Source organism: Gordonia sp. WA4-43 (genome assembly GCF_020520305.1).
GTDB lineage: Bacteria > Actinomycetota > Actinomycetes > Mycobacteriales > Mycobacteriaceae > Gordonia > Gordonia hongkongensis.
Genome location: NZ_CP084736.1, coordinates 3,500,426 through 3,522,286, shown reverse-complemented (window position 1 = coordinate 3,522,286; position 21,861 = coordinate 3,500,426). Strand labels below are relative to the sequence as shown.

At 68.6% G+C, this 21,861-nt stretch carries 21 protein-coding genes; 11 read left to right on the top strand and 10 right to left on the bottom strand.

Features of this window, described 5'->3' with window-relative positions; genetic code table 11:
* Window positions 1-100 precede the first annotated feature (100 nt).
* The 3 genes from LEL84_RS15725 to LEL84_RS15715 all read right to left on the bottom strand — a co-directional run bounded on the left by LEL84_RS15725 (window position 101) and on the right by LEL84_RS15715 (window position 4,387).
* Window positions 101-1,345, bottom strand: a complete 1,245-nt coding sequence (locus LEL84_RS15725; protein ID WP_226512093.1) for an HNH endonuclease — start codon at window positions 1,343-1,345, stop codon at window positions 101-103.
* 380 nt (window positions 1,346-1,725) lie between these two features.
* Window positions 1,726-2,745, bottom strand: a complete 1,020-nt coding sequence (locus tag LEL84_RS15720) for a crotonase/enoyl-CoA hydratase family protein (RefSeq protein ID WP_226512092.1) — start codon at window positions 2,743-2,745, stop codon at window positions 1,726-1,728.
* Entirely contained in the window at window positions 2,738-4,387 is a 1,650-nt protein-coding gene (locus LEL84_RS15715) for an acyl-CoA dehydrogenase family protein (RefSeq protein WP_226514330.1), read from the bottom strand. Before LEL84_RS15715 ends, LEL84_RS15720 begins: the two co-directional genes overlap by 8 nt.
* Window positions 4,388-4,508: 121 nt before the next feature.
* Between LEL84_RS15715 and LEL84_RS15710 the strand changes: the two genes are divergently transcribed.
* From LEL84_RS15710 to LEL84_RS15695, 4 genes are all read left to right on the top strand, one after another.
* Window positions 4,509-5,252 (top strand): PaaX family transcriptional regulator C-terminal domain-containing protein, encoded by a 744-nt coding sequence (locus LEL84_RS15710; protein WP_226512091.1) that lies wholly within the window; start codon window positions 4,509-4,511, stop codon window positions 5,250-5,252.
* A 111-nt stretch (window positions 5,253-5,363) separates the two neighbouring features.
* Complete coding sequence (locus tag LEL84_RS15705; protein ID WP_226512090.1) at window positions 5,364-6,497, top strand: septum formation family protein; 1,134 nt, start codon at window positions 5,364-5,366, stop codon at window positions 6,495-6,497.
* A gap of 4 nt (window positions 6,498-6,501) precedes the next feature.
* Window positions 6,502-6,852, top strand: a complete 351-nt coding sequence (locus LEL84_RS15700) for a metallopeptidase family protein (RefSeq protein WP_226512089.1) — start codon at window positions 6,502-6,504, stop codon at window positions 6,850-6,852.
* A 105-nt stretch (window positions 6,853-6,957) separates the two neighbouring features.
* Complete coding sequence (locus tag LEL84_RS15695) at window positions 6,958-7,458, top strand: hemerythrin domain-containing protein (RefSeq protein WP_058250908.1); 501 nt, start codon at window positions 6,958-6,960, stop codon at window positions 7,456-7,458.
* 82 nt (window positions 7,459-7,540) lie between these two features.
* On the opposite strand, the gene LEL84_RS15690 is transcribed toward LEL84_RS15695, so the two are convergent.
* Together LEL84_RS15690 and pheA are read right to left on the bottom strand one after the other, a co-directional pair.
* Window positions 7,541-8,200 (bottom strand): histidine phosphatase family protein, encoded by a 660-nt coding sequence (locus tag LEL84_RS15690; protein ID WP_226512088.1) that lies wholly within the window; start codon window positions 8,198-8,200, stop codon window positions 7,541-7,543.
* The gene (pheA, locus tag LEL84_RS15685; protein ID WP_226512087.1) at window positions 8,200-9,168 is read right to left on the bottom strand and encodes a prephenate dehydratase; all 969 of its coding nucleotides are present in this window, start codon (window positions 9,166-9,168) and stop codon (window positions 8,200-8,202) included. The genes LEL84_RS15690 and pheA overlap by 1 nt, the downstream gene beginning before the upstream one ends.
* Window positions 9,169-9,325: 157 nt before the next feature.
* Here pheA and LEL84_RS15680 point away from each other — a divergent pair, with 157 nt between their 5' ends.
* The 4 genes from LEL84_RS15680 to LEL84_RS15665 all read left to right on the top strand — a co-directional run bounded on the left by LEL84_RS15680 (window position 9,326) and on the right by LEL84_RS15665 (window position 13,094).
* A complete protein-coding gene (locus LEL84_RS15680) occupies window positions 9,326-10,078 on the top strand; it encodes a DUF2470 domain-containing protein (protein WP_226512086.1) in 753 nt (250 codons plus the stop codon).
* A 72-nt stretch (window positions 10,079-10,150) separates the two neighbouring features.
* Window positions 10,151-10,948, top strand: coding sequence for a CPBP family intramembrane glutamic endopeptidase (locus tag LEL84_RS15675; RefSeq protein WP_226512085.1), 798 nt, complete (start codon window positions 10,151-10,153; stop codon window positions 10,946-10,948).
* A 131-nt stretch (window positions 10,949-11,079) separates the two neighbouring features.
* Window positions 11,080-12,327, top strand: coding sequence for an oxygenase MpaB family protein (locus tag LEL84_RS15670; RefSeq protein WP_226512084.1), 1,248 nt, complete (start codon window positions 11,080-11,082; stop codon window positions 12,325-12,327).
* 161 nt (window positions 12,328-12,488) lie between these two features.
* A complete protein-coding gene (locus LEL84_RS15665; protein WP_226512083.1) occupies window positions 12,489-13,094 on the top strand; it encodes a cold-shock protein in 606 nt (201 codons plus the stop codon).
* Here the strand turns inward: LEL84_RS15665 and LEL84_RS15660 are convergent.
* Entirely contained in the window at window positions 13,087-14,499 is a 1,413-nt protein-coding gene (locus tag LEL84_RS15660; protein ID WP_226512082.1) for an APC family permease, read from the bottom strand. The two genes, LEL84_RS15665 and LEL84_RS15660, sit on opposite strands and share 8 nt — an antisense overlap.
* A 275-nt stretch (window positions 14,500-14,774) precedes the next feature.
* On the opposite strand from LEL84_RS15660, the gene LEL84_RS15655 reads away from it, so the two are divergent.
* From LEL84_RS15655 to LEL84_RS15645, 3 genes are all read left to right on the top strand, one after another.
* Window positions 14,775-16,007, top strand: a complete 1,233-nt coding sequence (locus LEL84_RS15655) for an LCP family protein (protein WP_226512081.1) — start codon at window positions 14,775-14,777, stop codon at window positions 16,005-16,007.
* 85 nt (window positions 16,008-16,092) lie between these two features.
* The gene (locus LEL84_RS15650; protein WP_058253734.1) at window positions 16,093-16,629 is read left to right on the top strand and encodes a ferritin; all 537 of its coding nucleotides are present in this window, start codon (window positions 16,093-16,095) and stop codon (window positions 16,627-16,629) included.
* A 287-nt stretch (window positions 16,630-16,916) separates the two neighbouring features.
* Window positions 16,917-18,320 carry an IS1380 family transposase gene (locus LEL84_RS15645; protein ID WP_319005242.1) on the top strand — a complete coding sequence of 468 codons (1,404 nt, stop codon included), beginning with the start codon at window positions 16,917-16,919 and terminating at the stop codon, window positions 18,318-18,320.
* A gap of 268 nt (window positions 18,321-18,588) precedes the next feature.
* Here the strand turns inward: LEL84_RS15645 and LEL84_RS15640 are convergent, their stop codons facing one another.
* From LEL84_RS15640 to LEL84_RS15625, 4 genes are read right to left on the bottom strand one after another with little or no spacing between them, the layout of a single operon-like run.
* Window positions 18,589-19,512 (bottom strand): DUF5926 family protein, encoded by a 924-nt coding sequence (locus tag LEL84_RS15640; protein WP_159369796.1) that lies wholly within the window; start codon window positions 19,510-19,512, stop codon window positions 18,589-18,591.
* 55 nt (window positions 19,513-19,567) lie between these two features.
* Window positions 19,568-20,377: a glycerophosphodiester phosphodiesterase family protein gene (locus tag LEL84_RS15635; RefSeq protein ID WP_058253733.1), complete on the bottom strand. Its 810-nt coding sequence runs from the start codon at window positions 20,375-20,377 to the stop codon at window positions 19,568-19,570.
* Window positions 20,374-21,411: a DUF4328 domain-containing protein gene (locus LEL84_RS15630; RefSeq protein WP_137809858.1), complete on the bottom strand. Its 1,038-nt coding sequence runs from the start codon at window positions 21,409-21,411 to the stop codon at window positions 20,374-20,376. Before LEL84_RS15630 ends, LEL84_RS15635 begins: the two co-directional genes overlap by 4 nt.
* Complete coding sequence (locus LEL84_RS15625; protein WP_205333324.1) at window positions 21,408-21,758, bottom strand: rhodanese-like domain-containing protein; 351 nt, start codon at window positions 21,756-21,758, stop codon at window positions 21,408-21,410. Before LEL84_RS15625 ends, LEL84_RS15630 begins: the two co-directional genes overlap by 4 nt.
* Window positions 21,759-21,861 lie beyond the last annotated feature (103 nt).

Sequence of the window (21,861 nt, the reverse complement as noted above, 5' to 3'; positions counted from 1 at the left end):
ATCCCGGTGATTCCGTTTCACACTGTGGAGTTGTCAAAGGTCATGCGGCACCGGAGTCGATGCCGGAGGGTCTGGTCTGTGGAGTGTTCGCGTGGACTGTCTAGACGAGGGCGTCGTCGAGTCGCATGGTGCGTCGGTTGTAGGCCGGCCGGGGTAGGCGTTTCGGGTCGATGTCGGCGGGCGGGATCAACCACGGATGCCGGTCGGGACCCATCACCACCTGCCAGCCGTGATGATGAACCTGGGTGTGACAGCGTTGGCACAACAGGCACCCGTTGTCCAGATCGGTCGGACCACCATCGACCCAATGAACCAGATGGTGAACTTGCGTATGCGCGGCTGGCGCCCCGCATTTCACACAACACCGATCGCGCACGATGATCGCCTGCCGCAGGTGATGCGGGAACAGTCGCTTCGTGGTGCCCATCCGCAACGGCACCCCTTCGTCGTCGAGGACGATCTCGGCCACCCCACCATCACACGACAGTCGTCGTGTCGTCGACTCTGAGACCGCCCCCATCCACGGCAGGCGCGCCGGATCAGCGCAGTCGGCGGGGATGGTCACCATCAGTTGGGTGCGGGGTGCGCCGGCGGTGGTCATCGCCGCGCCGATCGCGGCTTGATCCAACAGCAACTCCAGCGCATCGGCGCGTCGCTCGGCCGCACCTCGACGATCGGCAGCGCCGTCGGGTTCGGGACGCGGGCAGGATCGTTCGTCGATCATGGACACGAACTTCTCTCCGATCACCGCGGTCACATCTCCGGCGATCGCGACCCGCCCGTCTTCGGTGATGTGGGTGTGCACGGTGTTCAGCGATGCGTCATCGGCCGCCGGCACGGTGCTGGGGTCGGTGGGGGCGACCCGGATGGCGATCCCACGGGCGTGGTCGTCGATCTGAACGGGGGTGGCTCCGGAGAACGCCTGCGCAAGCAACTCGCTCTCATATCCGCTGCGATCGTCGTCGGACAGCGTTGTGGCAGAACGCTTGTCGATGAGCGCTAGCCCGCGGATCACTGCGTCGACGCACTCGGCGGATAGATAGCCCTCGGCGGCACAGTCTCCGACCTTCGGCACCGACTCCAGCCCGCCGGCGATGCGCACATAGCGGTGCGCGGCAGCGGGCGGCATGCCCATTTCGATCAACGCGTTCCGTGTGGTCGACCCCGCCCGCCCAGCGGCACCTATTGCGTCAAAAAGCGCTACGTGCACGGCGATCTGATGATCGAGCACGTTGCGCAACATCCGTAGTTCGTCGAGCCGCTCGTGCAGAGCACAGCCATTGCCGTCGTCGGGTGGCGGTTGCAGGACGGTGAGGGTGTAACGGAGTCCGGTGATCGAGGGCATGACACCAAGCTACTCGCAATCACGTTCGACGACGAGATTTCTCCACAGCCCTCATTGTCGCGAATCCTGTTGCGCAGCAGTCGCCGTCAATCGCTCCCCAGTGGTGAACCGTGGTGGACTGTGGTGAACAGAAACCCCACCAGTCACAGATGCCGGACGGGTGCACCGGGGGGCACCGCCTCGGACGCCGGACCCTTCGTGACGCGCCCTCCGCAAGCTCCGGACGCTCCTCAGGGGGCGGCGGGGCCGCGCCCTCCGCAAGCTCCGGACGCTCCTCGGCTCAGGGAGCAGTGGGGGCCGCGCCCTCCGCAAGCTCCGGACGCTCCTCAGCTCAGGGAGCAGGGCGGGGGCGCAGTTCGCTCACGCCAGTGCGGCGTCGATCACTCTGTCGGCGCGAGGAATTGAGCACGCTTCCAGTCGCCGTTGATCTCATCGCGTTCGCGGACGGCGTCCCGGAACCCGACGGTTGCGGCCCGCTGCTGGAAGGCGTAGCCCTCGCGGGTGTGGCGGGAGATGCCGTCGAAGACCGTGCTGATCATCCCCGAATTCGCGACGCCCTGGGCCAGGAGCGCACTGTTGAGCGCCAGTTTGGCCATCACGAGTTGATTGATCGGCATGCGGGCGATCCGCTCGAGCAATGCCTCCGTCCGGTCGTCGAGCTCGTCGGCCGAGGGCGCCTCGACGGCCAGCCCCCACTCGTGCGCCTGTGCGCCCGACAGGCAATCGCCGGTGAACAGCAGTCGCTTGGCGCGCTGATCGCCGAGCCGATGAGCCCACATCCCCGCGGCGGGGATGCCCCACACCCGGGTCGGCGGATAGCCGATCTTGGTGTCGTCGGCGCAGATGATCTGGTCGGCGTAGAGGGCGATGTCCGTGCCGCCGGCGACGGCGAACCCGTGCAGCTTGGCGACCGTCGGCTTGTTCGCGTGGAGCAGGCTGGCGAAACCGCGGTTGAACCTGCTCATCATCGCGTAGTCGATCATGGGATCCCAGGTGCGGCCCGGGTCGTGATTACGTGCCTGCACAACGGGATCGAGGACGGTGCCGGTCCGGGGATCGACGGCCTCGGACGGGTCGCCGCCGTGCTCGGCGAAGATCGACAGGTCGTATCCGCCGCAGAAACCCTTGCCCCGCCCGGATACGACGATCACGTGGACACCGGGGTCGAGGTCGGCGCGCTCCACCGCGTGCGACAGTTCGACGGGGGTGTCGACGGTGATCGCGTTGCCCTGATCCGGCCGGTTGAAGGTGATACGGGCGATCCGGCCGGTGACCTCGTAGGTGAGCGTGCGGTAGTCGACATCCGGCTCACGTCCGGCGCGGCCGGTGAACAACGAGTCCGGACCGCCGCGCAGGTCGTTGCGCCACGCGGCCGGCGGCGAGCCGGACGACTCATCCACGGACGTTGTCCTGCACGGTCTTCGGCGTCACCCGTTCGATGATCGATGCCGTGTCGATCCCCGACGGCAGGGTGCCGAACACGTCCCCCCGGTCGTTGCCGAGCCGGCTCGCGGCGAACGCGTCGGCGACCGCCGGATGGCCGTACCGCACCAGCAGGGAGGCCTGGAGGAGCTGGGCCATGCGGCCGACGACCCGCCGGGCCCGGTATTGCATCGCGTCGAGGTCGCCCAGCTCCCGTCGGAGTTCGTCGGCCGCGGCGTCGAGGTGCCGGTCCGCCCCTGCTGCACTGTCGATCTCGTCGAGGAACACGGTCACCGTGTCGGGCTGTTTGGCCATCGCCCGCAACACATCGAGCGCGGCCACATTCCCCGACCCCTCCCAGATCGACATGAGCGGCGACTCCCGGAAGAGCCGCGGCATCCGTGACTCCTCCACATATCCGTTGCCGCCCAGGCACTCCAGCGCTTCGGCGGCATGGATCGGGGCGCGTTTGCACACGTAGTACTTGCTGACCGCCAGCGAGATCCGCCGCAGCGCATCCGCCCGAGTGTCGCCTGCGGTCGCCTTGTCGGTCAGTTCCGCGAGCCACAGTGCTGTCATCGTGGCTCCTTCCGACTCGACCGCGAGATCGGCGAGCACGTTGCGCATCAGCGGTTGGTCGACGAGCGCGGCGCCGAAGGCCCGGCGGTGGGTGGCGTGATGGGCGGCCTGGGCGACGCCGACCCGCATGCCGGTCGCCGAGCCGAGGGTGCAGTCCAGGCGGGTCATGTTCACCATCTCGATGATCGTCGCCACCCCGCGGCCCTCGTCACCGACGAGCCACCCGACCGTGTCGTCGTACTCGACTTCGCTGCTCGCGTTGGAGTGGTTGCCCAGCTTGGCCTTCAGCCGCTGCAGCATAAAGGTGTTGCGGGATCCGTCGGGCAGCACCCGCGGCACGAAGAAGCACGACAGACCTCCCGGCGCCTGCGCCAGCACCAGGAACACATCGCACATGGGTGCGGAGGTGAACCATTTGTGGCCGGTGATGCGGTACGTCCCGTCCGGTTGGACGACGGCTGTCGTGGTGTTCGCGCGAACGTCGGAGCCGCCCTGCTTCTCGGTCATCGACATTCCGGCGGTCAGCCCCGCTTTCGACAGCGGCGCCCGGAGACCGGGATCGTAGGTCGTCGAGACGAGCAGCGGCTCGTACAGCGCCGCGAGTTCGGGGTTGGCCCGCAGTGCCGGCACCACCCCGTAGGTCATCGACAACGGGCAGCTGTGCCCGGCGTCCACCGAACCCCACACGCTCGACTTCACCGCACGCTCGAAGTGCGCCGTCGGACTCGGGTCCGACCATGCGGTACCGCCGAGACCGAAACCGATGCCCGTCCGCATGAGGTGGTGATATGCGGGGTCGTAGGTGACCTCGTCCACCCGGTTGCCGTAGCGGTCGTGCGTCCGCAGTTCCGGCGGGTGGGACTCGGCGAGGTCTCCCCATCCGAGCGCTTCGGCACCACCGGCGAGACGGCCGATCCGGTGCAGGTCCTCGAGCATGTGGTCGGCGCCCGCGCGGTGAACCGCCTCGGAGATGGCCGGATTGTCCGCGGCGTCGAAGTCGACGAGTTCGGGGACCTGATTGGTGACGACGTGGGTGGACATGGCGGAACCCGCTTCCTGGTGGAGGTCGTGATCCACGGTATTACATCATTCTGCTGTGCGCCAGAGTTTTGTAATACCCGTCGTCGCCGCCGAGCCGATCCCGCCCGATAGCATCGACGCCGTGCCCGGACGCGTGGACATTCCCAAGCTCACGGCGCGATCGGTCATCCTCAGCGCCCTCCTCGGCCTCGACTCCCCCGATGCGTCGATCAACGGGCTCCTGGCCACGGCCACCGAGCTCGGGCTCCGCGAATCGACCGTCCGGGTGGCGCTGACGCGACTGGTCGCGGCGGGAGACCTGGAACGCATCGACGGCAGATGCCGACTCTCGCCCCGCCTGGTCGAACGACAGCTGCGCCAGGACCGGGCCCTGCATCCCGCACGACGGGACTGGGACGGCAGCTGGGATCTCGCGATCGTGACGATCGGTTCGGAGAGCTCGACCGAACGAGCCCTGCTGCGCGACACGCTGCGGAAGGCCCGGCTCGGCGAGATCCGGGAGGGCGTCTGGGCCCGCCCGGCCAACCTCGACATCGAGCTCCCACCCGAACTGCGCCGCCGTCTGAGCCTCTTCCGGGCGGCTCCCGAGGAGGCGTCGACCGAGCTGGCCGCACGACTGTTCACGCCGTCGACCTGGGCCGCGACCGCGGACGAATTGCTCGACGCACTCGCCGCCGCGGCGACGGTCGCCGATCGATTCGAGGTCGCCGCCGCCATCGTGCGGCACATCCTCCGCGACCCGCTTCTGCCCGCGGAACTCCTCCCCGACGCCTGGCCCGGGGATCGGCTCCGCGAGGGGTACGAGGGCTTTCGAAGCGAGCTCACCGGACTCACCGCCCGGCACCTGGCACCCGACGGGGAGTGAGGAACCGGGTCTCCGAACCCGACCGGCGCGGTCATGCGGTGCATCGGCCCGGTCCGGCCATCGGCGCACGAGGGTGTGCCCCGTCCGGTCCGTTAGGCATGATGGATCCCGATGAACGCGCCCGACCCCGACCGCAGCCACCCCGCCGACGCCGACGCACCGGCCGGCGGACCCCGCCGACCAGGCGCTTTCGCCCGCAACCCGGTCTTCGTGGTCCTGGGCGCGATCGTCGTCGGCGCACTCGTGGCAGGCGGGATCGCCTTCGCTGCGGGGGTCTTCGACGACAGCGGCAGCGTCGGCGGCAGCAACATCGGCGAGGGTGAGCGGTTGGTCGAGAACGCCTTCACGAAGTCGGTCGCAGGCGACTGTCTGGACTGGCCGGCCGGCAACCCCGGCCAGCCGGTCGATGTGCCGTGCGAGCAGAAACACCGCTTCGAGGTCGCGGGAGCCATCGACACCGCATTGATCCCCGGCGCGGAGTTCGGCGAAGACGCTCTCTGGCCCGGCGCCGAGCGGTTCGCGACGATCCGCGACGAACAGTGCCCGGTGATGGTGGACCAGTATCTCGCCGGGCGCCTCGACCCGCAGGGACGCTTCGCTGTCGGGATGATGTACCCCTCCCAGGTGCAGTGGGACAAGGGCGCGCGTCAGCTGCGGTGCGGGGTCCAGGAGAACGGCGCCGACGGAGCCCCGGTCCAGTTCTCCGGCCGGGTCGCCGACCAGAACCAGTCGTACGTCTGGCCCGAGGGCACCTGCGTCGGCATCGATCCCGAAACGCGCGCCCCGACCGGTTTCGCGGTGAGTTGTGCTGAGCCGCATGCCTTCCAGACGACCGGGATCGTCGATCTGTCGGTCCGCTTCGGCGACCGGATGTCGAACAAGCCGTGGCCGCCGACCGGCGCCCAGAACAGCTACCTCGGCTCGATCTGCCCAGTCCAGGCCGAACGGTTCGTGGGCGGGCGCAAGCAGCTCGACGCGACCACGCTCAACGTCCAGTGGTCGGTGCTCAGCGAGCCGAGTTGGCTCGTCGGCAGCCGCAAGGTGGTGTGCTACCTCGGGCTACCCGACAAGCGCGGCGGCTTCGCGACCCTGGTGGGCGACGCCAAGGGCGGCGCGCTGCTGATCAACGGGCGCGCGCCGGTCGCACCCCCGGAGGCGCCCCCGGGCCGGGCCCTGCCGACGCCGGTGCCGCTCCCGCCGGGCATCGCGCCCAACCCCGCCGAAGCACCGGCCCCGGCGGGCTGACCCGATGGCCGTGTACATGTCCGACGACGAGTTCGACGGGCTGGTCTCCGACGCGCTGGACACCATCCCCGGCGAACTGACCGACGCGATGAACAACGTCGTGATCCTCGTCGAACCGCACAACCCGGAAGAACCCGGCATCCTCGGGCTGTATCACGGTGTGGCACTGACGATGCGGACCACCGACTACGGCGGATTCCTGCCCGACACCATCACCGTCTACCGCGACCCCATCCTCGCGATGTGCCACTCGCGGGAGGAGGTCGTCCACGAGGTGGCGGTCACCGTCGTCCACGAGATCGCACACCACTTCGGCATCGACGACGAGTGGCTGCACGCCAACGGCTGGGGCTAGTGGTGTGGCCGGCGCCCCGATGCCGCCGACTCGATGTTTGACCTGCGGCGGAACGCGGTATGAGGGGTAGCAGATCGAGCAGCCCTCTATCTCAGGAGTACGTCCATGTCCTCAGACGCCATCGTCATCCTCCGGGACGACCACAAGGAGATCCGCAAACTGTTCCGCGACTTCAGGTCGCAGGGCGACAACGCCGTGAAGACCAAGGGCAAGATCGTCGACAAGATCATCGAGGCCCTCACCGTGCACACCTACATCGAGAACGAGGTGATGTACCCCGAGATCCGCAAGCGGGTCCCCGATCTCGAGGACGACATCCTCGAGTCCTACGAGGAGCACCACGTCGCCGACGTACTGGTCGTCGAGTTGGCCGCTCTCTCGCCGGACAACGAGCGGTTCGACGCCAAGACCACCGTCCTGATCGAGAACGTGGAGCACCACATCGAGGAGGAAGAGGACGAGTGGTTCCCGAAGGTCCGAGAGGCGCTGAGCCGCAAGGAACTGCGGGAGATCGGTGAGGAGATGCTGCGCCGCCGGGAGAAGGCTCCCCGACGCCCGTCGCAACCGTCGGCGCTGAAGAAGACGGTCGACGCCATCATCAAGTAACCCTTCGTGACGCTCGCAAGCTCGCTCCTCAGGGAACGGGGTGACGTCGCAAGCTCGCTCCTCAGGGAACGGAGGGACGCCGTCAGCCCATCGGTTCGTCGACGAGCGGCTCGTCGGCGATCTCGAACGGGGCCGTTGTGGCGCCCCATCGCGTGCACACCCAGATGCCGTCGGAGTACTCGAGTTCGATGGAACCGGTGTTGCCGAGGTGGGTCGCCGCGGCGAACCGGGAGTCGATCCCGGCGAGCCGGGCGGCGATCAGGCGGATGGCCGCACCGTGACTCACCAGGAACACATCGCGCTGGTCCGGTCCGGTGAGGTACATGTCGGCGAGGTCCTCGACCGTCGGCAGGTACCGGTCGTAGACCATCGCGAGGGATTCGCCGCCGGGGATGCGTGCGTCGAGGTCGCCGGCGTGCCAGCGGTGCATGATGTCCTGGAAGACCTCATGCGATTCGTGGTCGGAGCGGTCCTCGAGCTCGCCGGCCTGGACCTCGTGCACGCCGTCGATCGCCGCGGTCTCCACATCCCACACCGACCCGATCAGCTCGGCGGTCTGCCGGGCGCGGAGCGCGCGTGAACTGAGCAGCACCGCGTGCTGTTCCGGCACGTTCTCGAGACCGAACCGAACACCCTGTCGCGCACCGAAATCGGTGAGCGCGGCACCGGGCAGAGCGGTGTCGAGGCGGCGCATGACGTTCGAGGTGGTCTCACCGTGACGGACCAGATGCAGCCGCGCCATCACTTCCCTCCCCGACGCATCGAGTCGACCCATGCAAGCGACTCGGTGTGGTCCGGCGGCGCGGAGCCGGTGGTGCGCACCGCGGGCCACGAGCCGAGGAACACCACCCGCTCGCACCGGCGGTGAAGGGCGGCAAGGGCTTCGGCGACGGCCGCATCGTCGATGTGTCCGACCGCGTCCAGGAAGAACCGGTATCGGCCGGCGATGCTGCGACCCTCGGCCTCGTCACGCTGCGGGCGCGACTCGATACGAGTGAGGTCGATTCCGCGCGAGGCGAATTCGTTCATCGCCGCCATCAGGCTACCCGGCTCGTTCGACAGCTCGAGGATGACCGAGGTGCGGTCGGCGCCGGTGCGGGGCAACGGAACCCCGGGCCGGCCGAGCAGGAGGAACCGCGTGGTCGCCTCCCGCGCGTCGGCGACACCATCGGCGAGCACGACGAGTCCGGACAGACGAGCGGCGAGCCCCGTGGTGACCGCGGCATCCGCTTTGCCGGCCGCGACGTCTTGCGCGGCAGCGGCATTGGAGCTCGAGATCACGAACTGGGCGTTCGGGAACAGCTCACCGATCGACTGACGCACCTGCGCGGAGGCAACCGGGTAGGCGGCGACCGTGCGGACATCGGCCGCGGCCATCGGCGCGGCGGCGGCGATCGCGAACGAGATGTCGAGCACCGTCTCGGCGAAGGCCTGCACCCGACCGTCGGCGCCGTCGGCCACGGGCGGTACCAGCGCGTCCATCGTCGCCGGCACCGAACCCTCCAGCGAACTCTCGATCGGCACACAGCCGTAGTCGGCCTCACCGGTGCGGATCATGGCGATGGTGGCGGTGGGACTCGACGCGGCAACCCGATCGACTCCGCCCGACAGGTCGAGGCCGTCCGCGGACTGTTGTTCGGCGAGGACCGCGTCGAGCGCCATCTCGGTGAAGGTTCCGGGCGGGCCGAAATAGGCGATCACAGGCACCACACGAGCCTAGTGGAAGAGCTCCGCCGAGACCCTTTCGCGCATGTGTCCCAGGCTCTACGCAGGGGTGTCGAAACCATTGACGCGTGGGCTCCGGGTATTTAGGTTAGGGTTACCTTTCATACGACCGCGCCCCGCGATGCCGACCGGAGAGACTGTCATGACGAGAACGACGACCGACCGCCCCACGGATGCCGAGATGATCCAGACGGCTTGTCGTCGCGGCGGTTCCGCCATCCTCGCCGTCGAGGGAGCGGACGCCACCCCGATCGACGTCGTGCACCTCTTCGAGTCCCAGGCCTTCGTCCTCGTACCCACCGGCGGGGACGCGATGCGGACCGTCGACGGCGCCGAGGGAGTGCCCGCCATGCTCGAGGTCACCGACTGGGCACCCATCGAGCTGCGTGAACGCGTGCGGTCGGTGATCTGGCTCAACGGCACGTTGCACGAGGTCCCGCGGAACCTGGAACGCGACCTGGCCATCGAGATCGCGGGCGAACACCCCGACGACGGGCTTCTCGACATCGGGCACGGCGCGTCGATGCTGCGTCTGCAGGTCGACACCGCGGTCATCGCGTCCTCGGACGGTGCAGCCTCGGTGCCGGCCACCGAACTCGCCGATGCCGACCCCGACCCGTTCTGGGAGCACGAGGGCAGCTGGCTCGAGCACCTCGACACCGACCACGCCGACATCGTCGGACAACTCGTCCGCAAGCTTCCCGCCGAGCTGCGCGCCGGACGGGTGCGTCCGCTCGGCCTCGATCGCTTCGGCATCCGGTTCCGCATCGAGGGGCTCGCAGGCGACTCCGACGTCCGCCTTCCCTTCGCCCGTCCGGTTTCCGACGTGTTCGAACTGTCACGCGCGCTGCGGAATCTCGCGGGCTGCCCGTTCCTGAACTCGATGCCCGATTGACCCCGATTCCGTAACACCGACCCGCTCGTTCCGCATCATCGCCGCGGATCGCGGGGTCCTAGGCTGACCGCCATGGCCTTGCGCGAGTACCTCACACCGTCGCCCCACGGCATCCCGGCTGTCACCGACCGGACCGAACGACGCGGCATCATCGTCGAACTGGCCATCGTCGGCGTCCTCACATTCGCGTTCTCGGCGCTGTCCGCGGCACTCGCACTGCTGGAGGCGCAGCTCGCCGGCGGTATCGGCGAGACCACGGTCGCACTCAATCCCAGCCGCTCCGACCTCGGTCTCATCGACGCCGTCCGGCAGATCATGGGCGGCCTCCGACTGTTCGCCATCGCCGCTTTGGGGATATATCTGTTGTGGCGCAGCGGGATCGGACTGTCGCGCGTCGGTCTGGGTCGGTGGACCCCGCGCCGCGACATCCCCTCGGGACTGGTCCTCGCCGCCGTCATCGGTCTGCCCGGCCTGGGACTCGTCGCCGTGGCCCGGGCCCTGGGCCTCAACGCGAGCCTGGTGCCCAGCCAGGCCGACACCTGGTGGGAGTGGCCGGTTCTGGTGCTGATCGCGATCGGCAACGCCGCCGCCGAGGAGATCGTGGTGGTCGCGTACTTCATCACCCGGTTGCGACAACTCGGGGTGTCCGACAACGCGTCGCTCGCCGCCAGCGCGATCCTCCGCGGCGGCTATCACCTGTACCAGGGCTTCGGCGGCGGACTCGGGAATCTGGTCATGGGCGTGGTCTACGGGCGCTTCTTCCAGGTCACCGGCCGCGTCTGGCCCCTCGTGATCGCCCACGCGGTCATCGACGTGGTCGCCTTCGTCGGCTACGGACTGCTCCGCGACCATCTGTCCTGGGTCGGCTGAGAACCGAGACATCGTCGACCGTGCGGCCTATCTCGTCGACTGTGCGTCGATTCCCGTCGACTGTGCACTCCGACCGTGCGCCCCTACCGGCCACCATTGAACGGGGTGAGATGATTAGCTAGATTCGTCTCATGACCGTCGATGCGCCGTCGTACCCGACCGCCGAGCCGGCGAGCCTCCCCTTCCCGCGACGCCATCGAGCCGCCGAGTCCCGCGGCCGGCGCATCGGCAGACTCCTCAAGGTCTACAACCACCTCCGTGAGCCCGGCGACGACGAGCTCGCGGAGCTCGGGCGTCGGCTGCGCACGCGAGACGAACCCGCCGCGGCGCTGGTCCGGGCCATGCGCCTCCCGCGGGACGCCGACGGCCGGGTCACGATGCGCCAGTTCGAGCAGGCGCTTGCCGGTGACATGCCCTCCGATGCGCCCGACGCCCTGCGCGACTTCTTCGCACTCGTAGAGAAGACACCGGACTGGGTCGATCGCGCTCTCTGCGACCGCGGGGCCGCCGTCTATCGACGGTTCGGCCAGAACGCCAACGACGTCCTGCTCCAGCTCTCCCTGATCGGCGGCTACCGCTTCGGCGGGCCCGCCGACCTGCTGGTCGCGACCGGCGGCCTCACCGGGAACACGGTCATCCGACGACTCGGCGAGACGCAGACCTGGGCCATCGCGGTCGGCGAACCGGGCGGGATGGCACGCGACGGCGACGGCTGGCGACTCACCGTCCATGTGCGCCTCATGCACGCCCTGGTCAACGAGCGGTATGAGCACAACGGCCGCTGGGACATCGACCAGTGGGGCCTGCCGATCAACCAGTCCGACCTCGCCGCGACGCTGAACCTCTTCAGCGGCGCACTGATGATGGGGGTCCGCGCCCTCGGCGTCCCGGTGAGCCGTGACGACTCCCGCGCCCTCATGCACCTCTGGAAGTACGTCGGGTGGCTGATCGGCGTCGACGACGACTGGCTCTTCGACTCCGAACGCGACCAGCATCAGCTGAGTTATGCGGTCTTACTCGCGCAGCACGACGTGACCGACGCCGGCGCGGCCCTCACGACGGCGATCGTCGACGCCCAGAGCCGCTTGCACTACCGGTTGTTCCCCCGCCTCGCCGCGCGCTACACCCGCGCCCGCCTGCTGAGCATGCTGCAGGGCTTCCTCGGCGTGCGCGGCATGCGCGACCTCGGTCTCCGCCCTGCGGCGCCGTGGGCGTTCGGTCTCGCGTGGGTCCGCAACGCTGTTGTCTACCAGGTCATCGCACGGACACCGGCCGGTCCGCGCTATCTGGAATGGACCGGCACCCGTTCCCGACGCCGAGCACTCTTCCGCCACTTCGGCCCGGACGCCCCCGAGATCGGATCGCTCGCGGAGCGTTGAGAAGCCGTATGACGTCGTGCCCGGATTCCGGGCTCGAGATCATACGTTTTCCCAGGCCTCGGCCTGCACCCCTGTCCTAGCGGCGTTCGCCCCACCCGGACGCGAAGTGCCCCAACGGTAATTCACTGTCGCGCCACGGGTCCGGCGCCTACGGTGGACCGATGTCGACAACCGGGACGATCCGCGAATGGCACCACGACGAGGGCTGGGGTGTCATCGAGTCACCGGCGTTGTCCGGCACCGTCCACGTGACCACTTTCGTCGTCCGTGTTCGGGCCGTTCAGAATCTCGACGAGCTGTCCCTGCCCGGCTTGCGTCCGGGGACCGTCGTCGACTTCGACCATGCGATAGCTGTGCCACCGGAAAGCGGATGCCGATATGTGGCGCTCTCGGTCTGGCCGACCGAGGTGGCCCGGCCGGATCCGAAGCACAATGGCGTGTTCCGAACTGCCCTGTGGCACAGCGTCGGTGATGCCGGACCGGACGGACTCACGACGATCGAGGAGACCGCCCTCACCGACGCACCGACGTCACCGCCGGCCGCCCTCGGCCCGAACACCACCGGGACCGTTCGGTCGTGGAACGACGAAGAGGGTTGGGGCGTACTCGATTCCGATGCCACCCCGGGCGGGGCGTGGGCGTTCTACAGCGAGATCGTCGGTACCGGTTTCCGGGACCTGGTGCCGGGGCAGACCGTCGAATTCCAGTACGAGCGAGCGAGTCAGGACGGATACGACTACCGCGCGAACAACATCCGCGTCAGGTGAGGCGCCGGGAGCTGTGGTCGTCGTCGATGTCGTCGTGGTTGACCCGGCGCCCACCCGACCCGGTCACACGCGCGAGGAGATAGAGCACGAGTCCGACGACGATCAGGATGCCCGCGCGCAACCAGGTCGACGCGCTCTGCTGCGTCATCAGGACGATGCAGGAGATCACCGCGAGCACGGGCAGGATCGTCGGCGCGCGGAAGTGGTCGGTGTCCGTGCGGTCGCGGCGCAGGACGAGGACGGCGACGTTGGTGCTGACGAACACGAACAGCAGTAGGAGCACCACCGTCTCGGCGAGTGCCGCGACGGTCCCGGTTGCCGAGAGGATCATCGCGACGGCGGTGGTGGCGACGATCGCCGTCCACGGCGTCCGACGACCGGGCAGCACCTTCGCCAGCGCACCGGGCAGCAACCCGTCGCGGGCCATGCCGAAGGTCAGGCGCGACGCCATGATCATCGTGAGCAGCGCGCCGTTCGCGACGGCGATGAGCGCGATCAGGGAGAACAGCTGGTCGGGGATCCCGACATCGGCGATCGAGACGACCTCGAGCAACGGGCCCGACGACTCCACCAGGCGCTCCGGTGGCGCGACGACCGACACGGCGAGACCGACGAGGACGTAGACGACGCCGGCGGCGATCAGCGCACCGAACAGCGCCTTCGGATAGACCCGCCGCACGTCACGGACCTCTTCGGCCATGTTCGCGGAGGTCTCGAACCCGACGAACGAGTAGTAGGCGAGCAACGCCGCGCCCAGCACGGCGAGAGCCGGAGTGGTCTCGTCGGTGAACTCCAGCACCCGCTGCGGCTCACCGTCACCGCGACCCAGCACGATCCCGGCCAGCACGACGACGAGCAGGAGTCCGGAGACCTCCACCACCGTCATCACCACGTTGGCCCGCAGGGACTCGGAGATCCCGCGGGCGTTCAGCGCCGCGACGGCGAGCAGGAACACCAGGGCCGCCGCGGTGGTGGGCACGTCCAGAAAGACCTGCAGGTAGTCACCCGCGAAGGCGAGCGCCAACCCGGCGGCGCTCGTCACCCCGGCCGCCAGCATGCAGAACCCCACCAGGAACGAGATGAGCGGATGGCGGTACGCGTGCCGCGCGAACACCGCCGCGCCGCCGGCCCGCGGGTACTTGGTGACGAGCTCCGCATACGACGCCGCGGTCAGCATCGCCAGCGCGAGGGCGAGCGCCAACGGCACCCAGATCGCTCCCCCGACCTCACCGGCGACCTCACCGACGAGCGCATAGATGCCCGCACCGAGGACGTCGCCCAGGATGAACAGGATCAGGAGTTTGCCGGTGATGGCGCGACGCAGCGGGGTGTGCCCGCCGTCGGTCCGGGCGTCATCGTTCCCGGAGTCCTGCGACGTGGCGTCGGCGACGTGTTTGTCGGTCATGGCGTGTCCTGTACCCCGTTCGGTCCGGAACGAGACCTCATGTGGGCGGTTCGACGCCACGTCGGCAACCAACCGACCGACATCCGTCGCCACCGCCCATGCGTACATTGGTTGGGATGAACGAGCAGGACCCGCCGATCCTCCGGCGAGGTCGCCCCGGACCGCCGATGCCGCCCGGGCGGCCAGCGGGCCCGTCTCCGCGCCCGGGGCCGCCACCCGGACAAGGCCACCGCCCGCCTCCCGGTGCCGTCGGTCCGTCCGCTCATCCGCAGGCCATGCCGCGGATCCCTGCACGCGGTCCCGACCCGCGCCGGGCGCCGGGCCCCGGTCCCACCGGCCGGCCCCCGCACCCGTCCCCGGCCGATCGGCCGCCACCGTCGGCGCGGCCCGCTCCCGGCGGGTATGCGCCCACCCAGAAGCCGGAGCCGATCCCCGACGATCGGTCTCGTGGACCTCGTCCGCCGCGTGGCGACCGTCGCGACCGCGACCGGGCCGTCGGACGTCCGCCCGCGCCCCCGCGGCCGGCCGGTCCTCCCCGGCCCCGGCGCACGGGGCGCCGCGCGGTCCGGGTGGGCAAGATCCTGATGATCCTGCTGCTCGTCGTCGTCCTCGGCAGTGTGGGACTGCTGTTCTACTACGACACGAGACTGGACCGGATCGACGCCCTGCCGGCCTACGCCGGACGCCCGTCGGACACCCCCGGCACCAACTGGCTCATCGTCGGCACCGACTCGCGATCCGATCTCACCGAGGAACAACGCCGGGCGCTGGCCACGGGTGACGCCGACGGCTCCCGCACCGACACGATCATGCTCGTCCACAACCCACCCGGCGGCGGCAAGGCGATCGTGGTGAGCATCCCGCGCGACCTGTACGTGGAGGTGCCGGGTCACGGCAGCCTGAAGATCAACGCCTCGTTCAGCATCGGCGGTCCGGCGCTGCTCGTGCAGACCGTCGAGAACCTGACCGGCATCCGCATCGACCACTACGCCGAGATCGGCTTCGGCGGATTCGACACCCTCGTCGACTCGGTCGGCGGCGTCGACATGTGTATCGACCAACCGCTCAACGACCCCAAAGCCGGTCTGCGCCTGGCGAAAGGCTGTCACCGCCTCGACGGCAGGCAGGCTCTCGGGCTGGTCCGGACGCGCGCATTCCCGCGCGCCGACCTCGCGCGAGTGGTCAATCAACGGAAGTTCCTCGCCGCACTCGTGTCTCGGGCGACCAGTCCGTCGGTCCTGCTCAACCCGTTCCGACTCTTCGGATTTGTCGGCGGCGCCATCGACGCGCTCACCGTCGATGAGCGAGATCACATCTGGAACCTCGCGTCCCTCATGTTCGCGCTGCGCGACCCCATCACGACGACGACCCCGGCCGGCGAGAGCACCTTCACCGACGAAGGACTGGCGCTGCCCGTCACCGAGCAGACCGAGGAGTTCTTCGGCTACCTCCGCGCAGGTCAGCCCGTCCCCGACGAGCTTCTCGTCGACGCCGGCGGGCCGTCGTGAAAGGGTCGCCAAACGCAGGCCAGACTTGCCTTACTTAGCCTGAACTTGCTGGTGAGAGCCATTTTTCGGTTCTACGATGGGCCGCATGTCCGAACACACGAAGTTCCATCAGCTGCTGCACGACCAGATCAGCAACGAGTTCTACGCCTCGCAGCAGTACATCGCGGTCGCCACCTATTTCGACAACCACGACATGCCCCAGCTGGCAAAGCTCTTCTACCGCCAGGCCGTCGAAGAGCGCAATCACGCGATGATGATCGTGCAGTACTTCCTCGACCGCGACATGGAGGTCGAGATCCCCGGCATCCCGGCACCGAACAACCGGTTCGAGGACTACCGTGCGCCCATCGATCTCGCTCTCGCACAGGAGAAGACGGTGACCCAGCAGGTCGTCGACCTGGCGAAGTCGGCCCGCGACACCGGCGACTACCTCGGCGAGCAGTTCGTGCAGTGGTTCCTCAAGGAACAGGTCGAGGAGGTCGCGACCATGACGACCCTGCAGACCATCGCCGAACGCTGCAACGGGAACCTCTTCGACCTGGAGAACTTCGTCGAGCGAGAGTTCAACGGCGAGAAGACATCCGACGCCACCGCACCGGTCGCGGCCGGCGGGAACATCTGACGGAGTTCCATCCGCCCCAATCCGAAAGAGCCGCGAAACCCCCGCTCCAGATCCGAGAGAACGACATAACCCTCGCTCCCTGAGGTGCGAGGAGCGCAAGCGACGAGCCACGAAGGGCTGGCGACGGACGTCACCACGCCCTTCGTGGCTCGCTTCGCTCGCACCTCAGCCTGGATATTTCACTGATGTTGCTGGTGTTCGGCGTGTGATACGCGAAAGTGCCTGTCTGCCTTGTGATTATTGATTCACCACAAACAAATAGTCACAAGAAGAAAGGCACCTCGCAGGTGAAGAATAACGTGTATCCCGAGTTGATTGTCGACCCCACGCGCACTGAGTCGGTGGTGACAACCTCGGGAGCGGTGTTGCTGACGAAAACCGTGCAGGTCTGCGGCCTGGGCGCCGCCCTGACCGCGGCAATGGCGCCATGGCGAACGACAGCCACGGTCCATGATCCGGCCAAGATCGTGCTGGATCTGGCGATGACCTTGGCGACCGGTGGTGACTGTGTGGCCGATGTGGCCACAGTCCGTGCTCAACCACAGTTGTATGGGCAGGTGGCCTCTGATCCCACGATCTCGCGGGTGATCACCCGACTCGCTGCTGATGTCGAGGCGGTCAGTACCGCGATCGGTGCGGCTCGCGCCGCCGCGCGGGAACGGGTGTGGGACATCGCCCGCCCACTGGAAGGCGCCGCGGGCAGCGTCGATGGCGGGCTGGTGACCGTCGATCTCGATGCCACGACCGTGACGGCCGGATCGGCCAAAGAACAGGCCCAGAAAACGTATAAACGGGTGTTCGGGCATTCCCCGATGTGTTCGTTCGTCGACCACGGCGCCTACGGCACCGGGGAAACACTGAACCTGGACCTGCGGCGTGGGGGCGCCTCCCCCAAGGGTGCGGACATGCACATCGCCGCCACCGAAAGGGCGGTGGCGCAGTTGCCCGCTGCCGAACGCGCCCACGTGCTCATCCGTACCGATTCGGCCGGGTGTGCCAAAGAGTTCCTGGCCTACCTGGCCGAGCAGAATCTGCAGTACTCGGTCGGGTTCACCATCACCGAACTGGTCAAAGAAGCCCTAGACGTGCTGCCCGAGGCTGCCTGGGTCACCGCGGTCAACAACGCCGACGCCGATCCGCGAGCTGATGCCCAGGTCGCCGAGATCACCCGCTACCTACCGCCGGCCACCCGTGCCGCAGAACCCGGCTACAAGTCCTGGCCATCGGGGATGCGGCTGATCGTGCGCCGCGAATATCCCCACAACGGAGCCCAACACCTCATCACCGATATCGAGGGCCGCCGCTACACCGTGTTCGCCACCAACACCCGCGGCCGCGGCTGGACCCTACCGACCCTGGAACTACGACACCGTCAACGCGCCCGCGCCGAGGACCGTATCCGCTGCCTCAAAGACACCGGCATGGCCAACCTGCCCTTCGAGGAATTCGCCAAAAACCAACTGTGGCTCGACATTGTCGCCCTAGCCTCCGACCTACTCGCCTGGACTCAAACCCTCGGCTACACCCGCCACGACCCCATCCGCCGCTGGGAACCCAAACGCCTACGCCACCGCCTACTCACCGTCGCCGGCAAAATCATCACCCACGCCCGCACCACCACCCTGCGACTACCCACCGACTGGCCCTACAACCACCACATACACCACGGCTGGCAACGCCTCACCGCCTAACCAGCCCCCTGTCACACGCACCCGGTCACCGCAGCCCCCACCCCCACCAGGAACTGAGAACAACCAGCGAACCGAACGCTGGCGACCCACCCTGCCCACACACCAACACCAACCCCACAACCCCACACCGACCGTTGATCGACGAAAACCCAGCCACCCATGAAAGATTCAGGCTCAGGGAGCTGAAGAAGGTTCGCTTCGCTCGCACCTCAGGGAGCAGAAGAAGGCTCTCAGGGAGCAGAAACAGCGCGGTTACGGACCACGCCGGTCAGCGCAGCGTGACCTGGCGACCGCGAATGCCGTTGCGGGAGCTGCGCTGTTCGATCGTCAGCGGCGAGGTGTCCGCGAGTGCTTCGCCGAGGCGGCGATCGAGCTCGTTGAGACCCGCGTACCACTCTTCGTGGTGCATCTCGTTGTCGAGGTCGAAGACCGGGACGAGCAACCCGTGGGTGCGGAACGATCCGGCGAACCGGGAACCCTCACCCATCGTCAGATGACCGGCCGCGTGGAGCCGGGCCATCGCCGACATCAGGTCGTCCTCCGGCTCGGGTCGAATCCAGCGCAGGTGCGCACGTTCGCCCGCATCGACCCACCAGGGCGCACCGGCGCCGCTGTCGACCACGAGCCGCGCGGTCGGCAGCACCGAGTCGTTGGCGCGCTCGAACATGGCCGTGATCTCCGCCGGGACCTCGGTGCCCTCCACGAACCACCAGCCGAAGTCCTGGTGCACCGTGATGTCCAGGGTGGCGTCGGTCTTCACGACCTCGTCGAGGCTGGGGGCCTCGTCGGCAGCCTCGAGGTCGAACTCACTGCCGGCGTCGGCGTGAGCGGCCCACGCGATGGCCGCGGCGAGTTCGACGGTCAGCGCCGAGCGATCGGGGTCGGTCTGCAGACCCACGAAACCCTCTGTCGCACCGTCGAGGTCGCGCGCGAGAGCAGGTACCGCGCCCGGCAGGATCGTCACGATCGAGACGTCGTTGCGGGAACCGGCCGGCTCGGTGAGCTCCAACCGCGCAGTCGCCGAGGCGACGAAGGTCCGCAGCGCGACGAAATCGCATTCGGACGCGAACCCGGCGAAGGGCCGGGGCGGCGGCGCCAGAGCTGCGGCCTGGCGTGCCTTACGTGCTGCGACGCGCTCGGCGCGATTGCTTCCCGGACGTGGTCCACTACCCCGTTTGCTCTTCTTGCCCATCGGTCCACTCTCTCACGTCGGCCCGCGGCGCCCGACAGGTCGTGCGGGCGGCAGCTCAGTCGACGGTGACCAGCCAGTCGCGCACCTTCGCCGGGTGGTTGGTGGCCAGCCACCGCACACCGAGATCGGCACACAGCTGGACGTCGACCTGCTCGTCGACGGTCCAGCAGTAGGTGACCCGACCGGCGGCGGCGGCGCGATCGACCAGGTCCGGGTACTGCCGCAGGGTCATCACCGACGGTCCGATGCCGGTCGCCCCGACCGCGGTCGCGGCGCCCCCGCCCAGGACCCGGGCGGTGTCACCGAGCAGGATCGTCGGCAGCATCGGGGCGTGGCGCCGGATCCGCCAGACCCCGGCCGACGAGAACGAGATGACCACGGCGCGGCTGTGATCGGCCGACGGCGGCGTCGCCACCCCGAACTCGTGCAGCATCTCGAGGAGCTTCTGCTCGACGAGACTGCCGAACCGCACCGGATGCTTGGTCTCGATGAACAGGCGGACGGGTCGGCGCCAGTCCAGGGTCAGCGTGAGCAGCTCCCGCAGCGTCAGGATCGACGCGGGTCCACCAGCCGCATGCCAGCTCCCGAAGTCGAGCTCGCGCAGTTCGGCGAGCGTCATCTCGCTGACGATCCCCGAGCCGTCGGACGTCCGGTCGACGGTCCGGTCGTGCACGCACACGAGTTCGTGGTCGGCGGTCAACCGGACATCGCACTCGAGGCCGTCCGCACCCTGTGCGAGAGCCAGTTCGTAGGCGGCCAGGGTGTGTTCCGGACAGTCGCCCGACGCCCCGCGGTGCGCCACCACCGCCGGCTTGCCCGATCGGGAGACCTTTTCGGCCGCGCCCACGTTCACCCCTGAGTTCATCCGACCGCCACCCACCGTCTCGTCGGGACCGGGGCCGCCGCGGCGGCGTCGAACAGTGTCCGCACCCGGCGTGCCATCCAGAAGGCGAAGGCAGCCGAGACCGCTGCGCTGACGATGACCATCACCATCGCGTTCGCCCCGGTCTGCAGCGAGTCCGAGCGCCACGCGACGAGCCGGGCGATGATCGCCGCCCCGGCCGCCACATTCACCACCACCCAGGCGACCCACAACTTGCGGAGTCGTCGGCCGACGAGGTCGGCATCGAGCGCGGGGTCCTGGCCGACCCGATGCACAGCGACCTCCTGCACCACCAGCGGCGCACCGATGAGGTTGACCAGCGGCAGGCCGGCGAGCGCGGCGACCCAACCGGGCCGGCGCGGGTCGACGAGACCGGCCGCGGCGTAGGTGTCCGCGCGCAACTCCAGGACCCAGCGCATGAAAGCCAGCGTCGCCAGGACGAATCCGAGGAATGCGACGACACCGACGAAGATGGTCAGCCAGTCGGACGCGACGATGAGGAATTCGGGCAGCGGACGGTCGCGGTTGACGACCAGCAGGAGGTAGCGCACGAGATGGACCAGTGCGGACGCGGCCAGCGCAGAGCCCGCCACGTTCAGGGCGAACTGCAGTCGAACACGCGAACTCTCGAGTTTCTGGTGCGCGGTGTCGACCTCCGCCGGTTCGTCGTGCAGACCCCAGGTGGGTATGTAGACGTACCGGGGAATCAGTCGGGGGCCACGTCGACCCGAGGGGCCGCGGCGGACAGGAATCGCCTCGGGTGGGCGGCGGGCCACCCACCGGACGTTGCGACTGCGGTAGAGACGTCCGGCGGACACCGGGGCCGGGCCGGAGCGAGACGGGACGTGCGGCGGGCGCACCGCGCCGGGCGCCGGCGATCGTGCCGGCGTCTGCCGGGCGGCCAGCGCCCGCGCGGCATCCTCGACGACGCTGAGCGGTCCGCCGCATCGGGGGCAGTGTTCACGGCCGGGACGGTGCGGTGCCTGGATTCGACACCGCGGGCACAGGTCGATCATCGGCCGGCGTCGCCCGCGGGTCGCGTATCACCGATCTCGACGGGCTTGCCGTGTTCCTGCCAGGCGAGCATGCCGCCGCGGACGCAGATCCCGTCGTATCCGACCTGGGCGAGGTACTGCAGCACGCGCATCGATCGGCCGCTGGAGTGGCAGACCACGTACAGATCGTGATCGGGGTCGAGTTCGGCAAGGCGGCCGGGCACCTCGGCCAGCGGGATGTGCACGGCGCCCCGGATGTGACCGGACGCCCATTCGTCGTCCTCACGGACGTCGAGCATCACCGCGTCGGTCTGCCCGGTGAAGTCATCCGGAAGGTCGGTCACCGGCACCTGAGTGATGTCGCCCATGCTCACGTTTTCCATGGTGGCACAGAGACGGCCGGGCGCGGCGGCAGCTCGACCGGACCACTGCCCGCGCGCCCCGCTGTCATCACCGAGACGGGTGTGGAGC

What these genes read in the sequence shown, in the direction of transcription:
- LEL84_RS15725 (WP_226512093.1), bottom strand. Translation starts at nt 1,345, where the DNA reads ATGCCCTCGATCACCGGACTCCGTTACACCCTCACCGTCCTGCAACCG.
- LEL84_RS15715 (WP_226514330.1), bottom strand. Translation starts at nt 4,387, where the DNA reads ATGTCCACCCACGTCGTCACCAATCAGGTCCCCGAACTCGTCGACTTC.
- LEL84_RS15705 (WP_226512090.1), top strand. Translation starts at nt 5,364, where the DNA reads ATGAACGCGCCCGACCCCGACCGCAGCCACCCCGCCGACGCCGACGCA.
- LEL84_RS15700 (WP_226512089.1), top strand. Translation starts at nt 6,502, where the DNA reads ATGGCCGTGTACATGTCCGACGACGAGTTCGACGGGCTGGTCTCCGAC.
- LEL84_RS15695 (WP_058250908.1), top strand. Translation starts at nt 6,958, where the DNA reads ATGTCCTCAGACGCCATCGTCATCCTCCGGGACGACCACAAGGAGATC.
- LEL84_RS15690 (WP_226512088.1), bottom strand. Translation starts at nt 8,200, where the DNA reads ATGGCGCGGCTGCATCTGGTCCGTCACGGTGAGACCACCTCGAACGTC.
- LEL84_RS15680 (WP_226512086.1), top strand. Translation starts at nt 9,326, where the DNA reads ATGACGAGAACGACGACCGACCGCCCCACGGATGCCGAGATGATCCAG.
- LEL84_RS15675 (WP_226512085.1), top strand. Translation starts at nt 10,151, where the DNA reads ATGGCCTTGCGCGAGTACCTCACACCGTCGCCCCACGGCATCCCGGCT.
- LEL84_RS15670 (WP_226512084.1), top strand. Translation starts at nt 11,080, where the DNA reads ATGACCGTCGATGCGCCGTCGTACCCGACCGCCGAGCCGGCGAGCCTC.
- LEL84_RS15665 (WP_226512083.1), top strand. Translation starts at nt 12,489, where the DNA reads ATGTCGACAACCGGGACGATCCGCGAATGGCACCACGACGAGGGCTGG.
- LEL84_RS15660 (WP_226512082.1), bottom strand. Translation starts at nt 14,499, where the DNA reads ATGACCGACAAACACGTCGCCGACGCCACGTCGCAGGACTCCGGGAAC.
- LEL84_RS15655 (WP_226512081.1), top strand. Translation starts at nt 14,775, where the DNA reads ATGCCGCGGATCCCTGCACGCGGTCCCGACCCGCGCCGGGCGCCGGGC.
- LEL84_RS15650 (WP_058253734.1), top strand. Translation starts at nt 16,093, where the DNA reads ATGTCCGAACACACGAAGTTCCATCAGCTGCTGCACGACCAGATCAGC.
- LEL84_RS15640 (WP_159369796.1), bottom strand. Translation starts at nt 19,512, where the DNA reads ATGGGCAAGAAGAGCAAACGGGGTAGTGGACCACGTCCGGGAAGCAAT.
- LEL84_RS15635 (WP_058253733.1), bottom strand. Translation starts at nt 20,377, where the DNA reads ATGAACTCAGGGGTGAACGTGGGCGCGGCCGAAAAGGTCTCCCGATCG.
- LEL84_RS15630 (WP_137809858.1), bottom strand. Translation starts at nt 21,411, where the DNA reads ATGATCGACCTGTGCCCGCGGTGTCGAATCCAGGCACCGCACCGTCCC.
- LEL84_RS15625 (WP_205333324.1), bottom strand. Translation starts at nt 21,758, where the DNA reads ATGGGCGACATCACTCAGGTGCCGGTGACCGACCTTCCGGATGACTTC.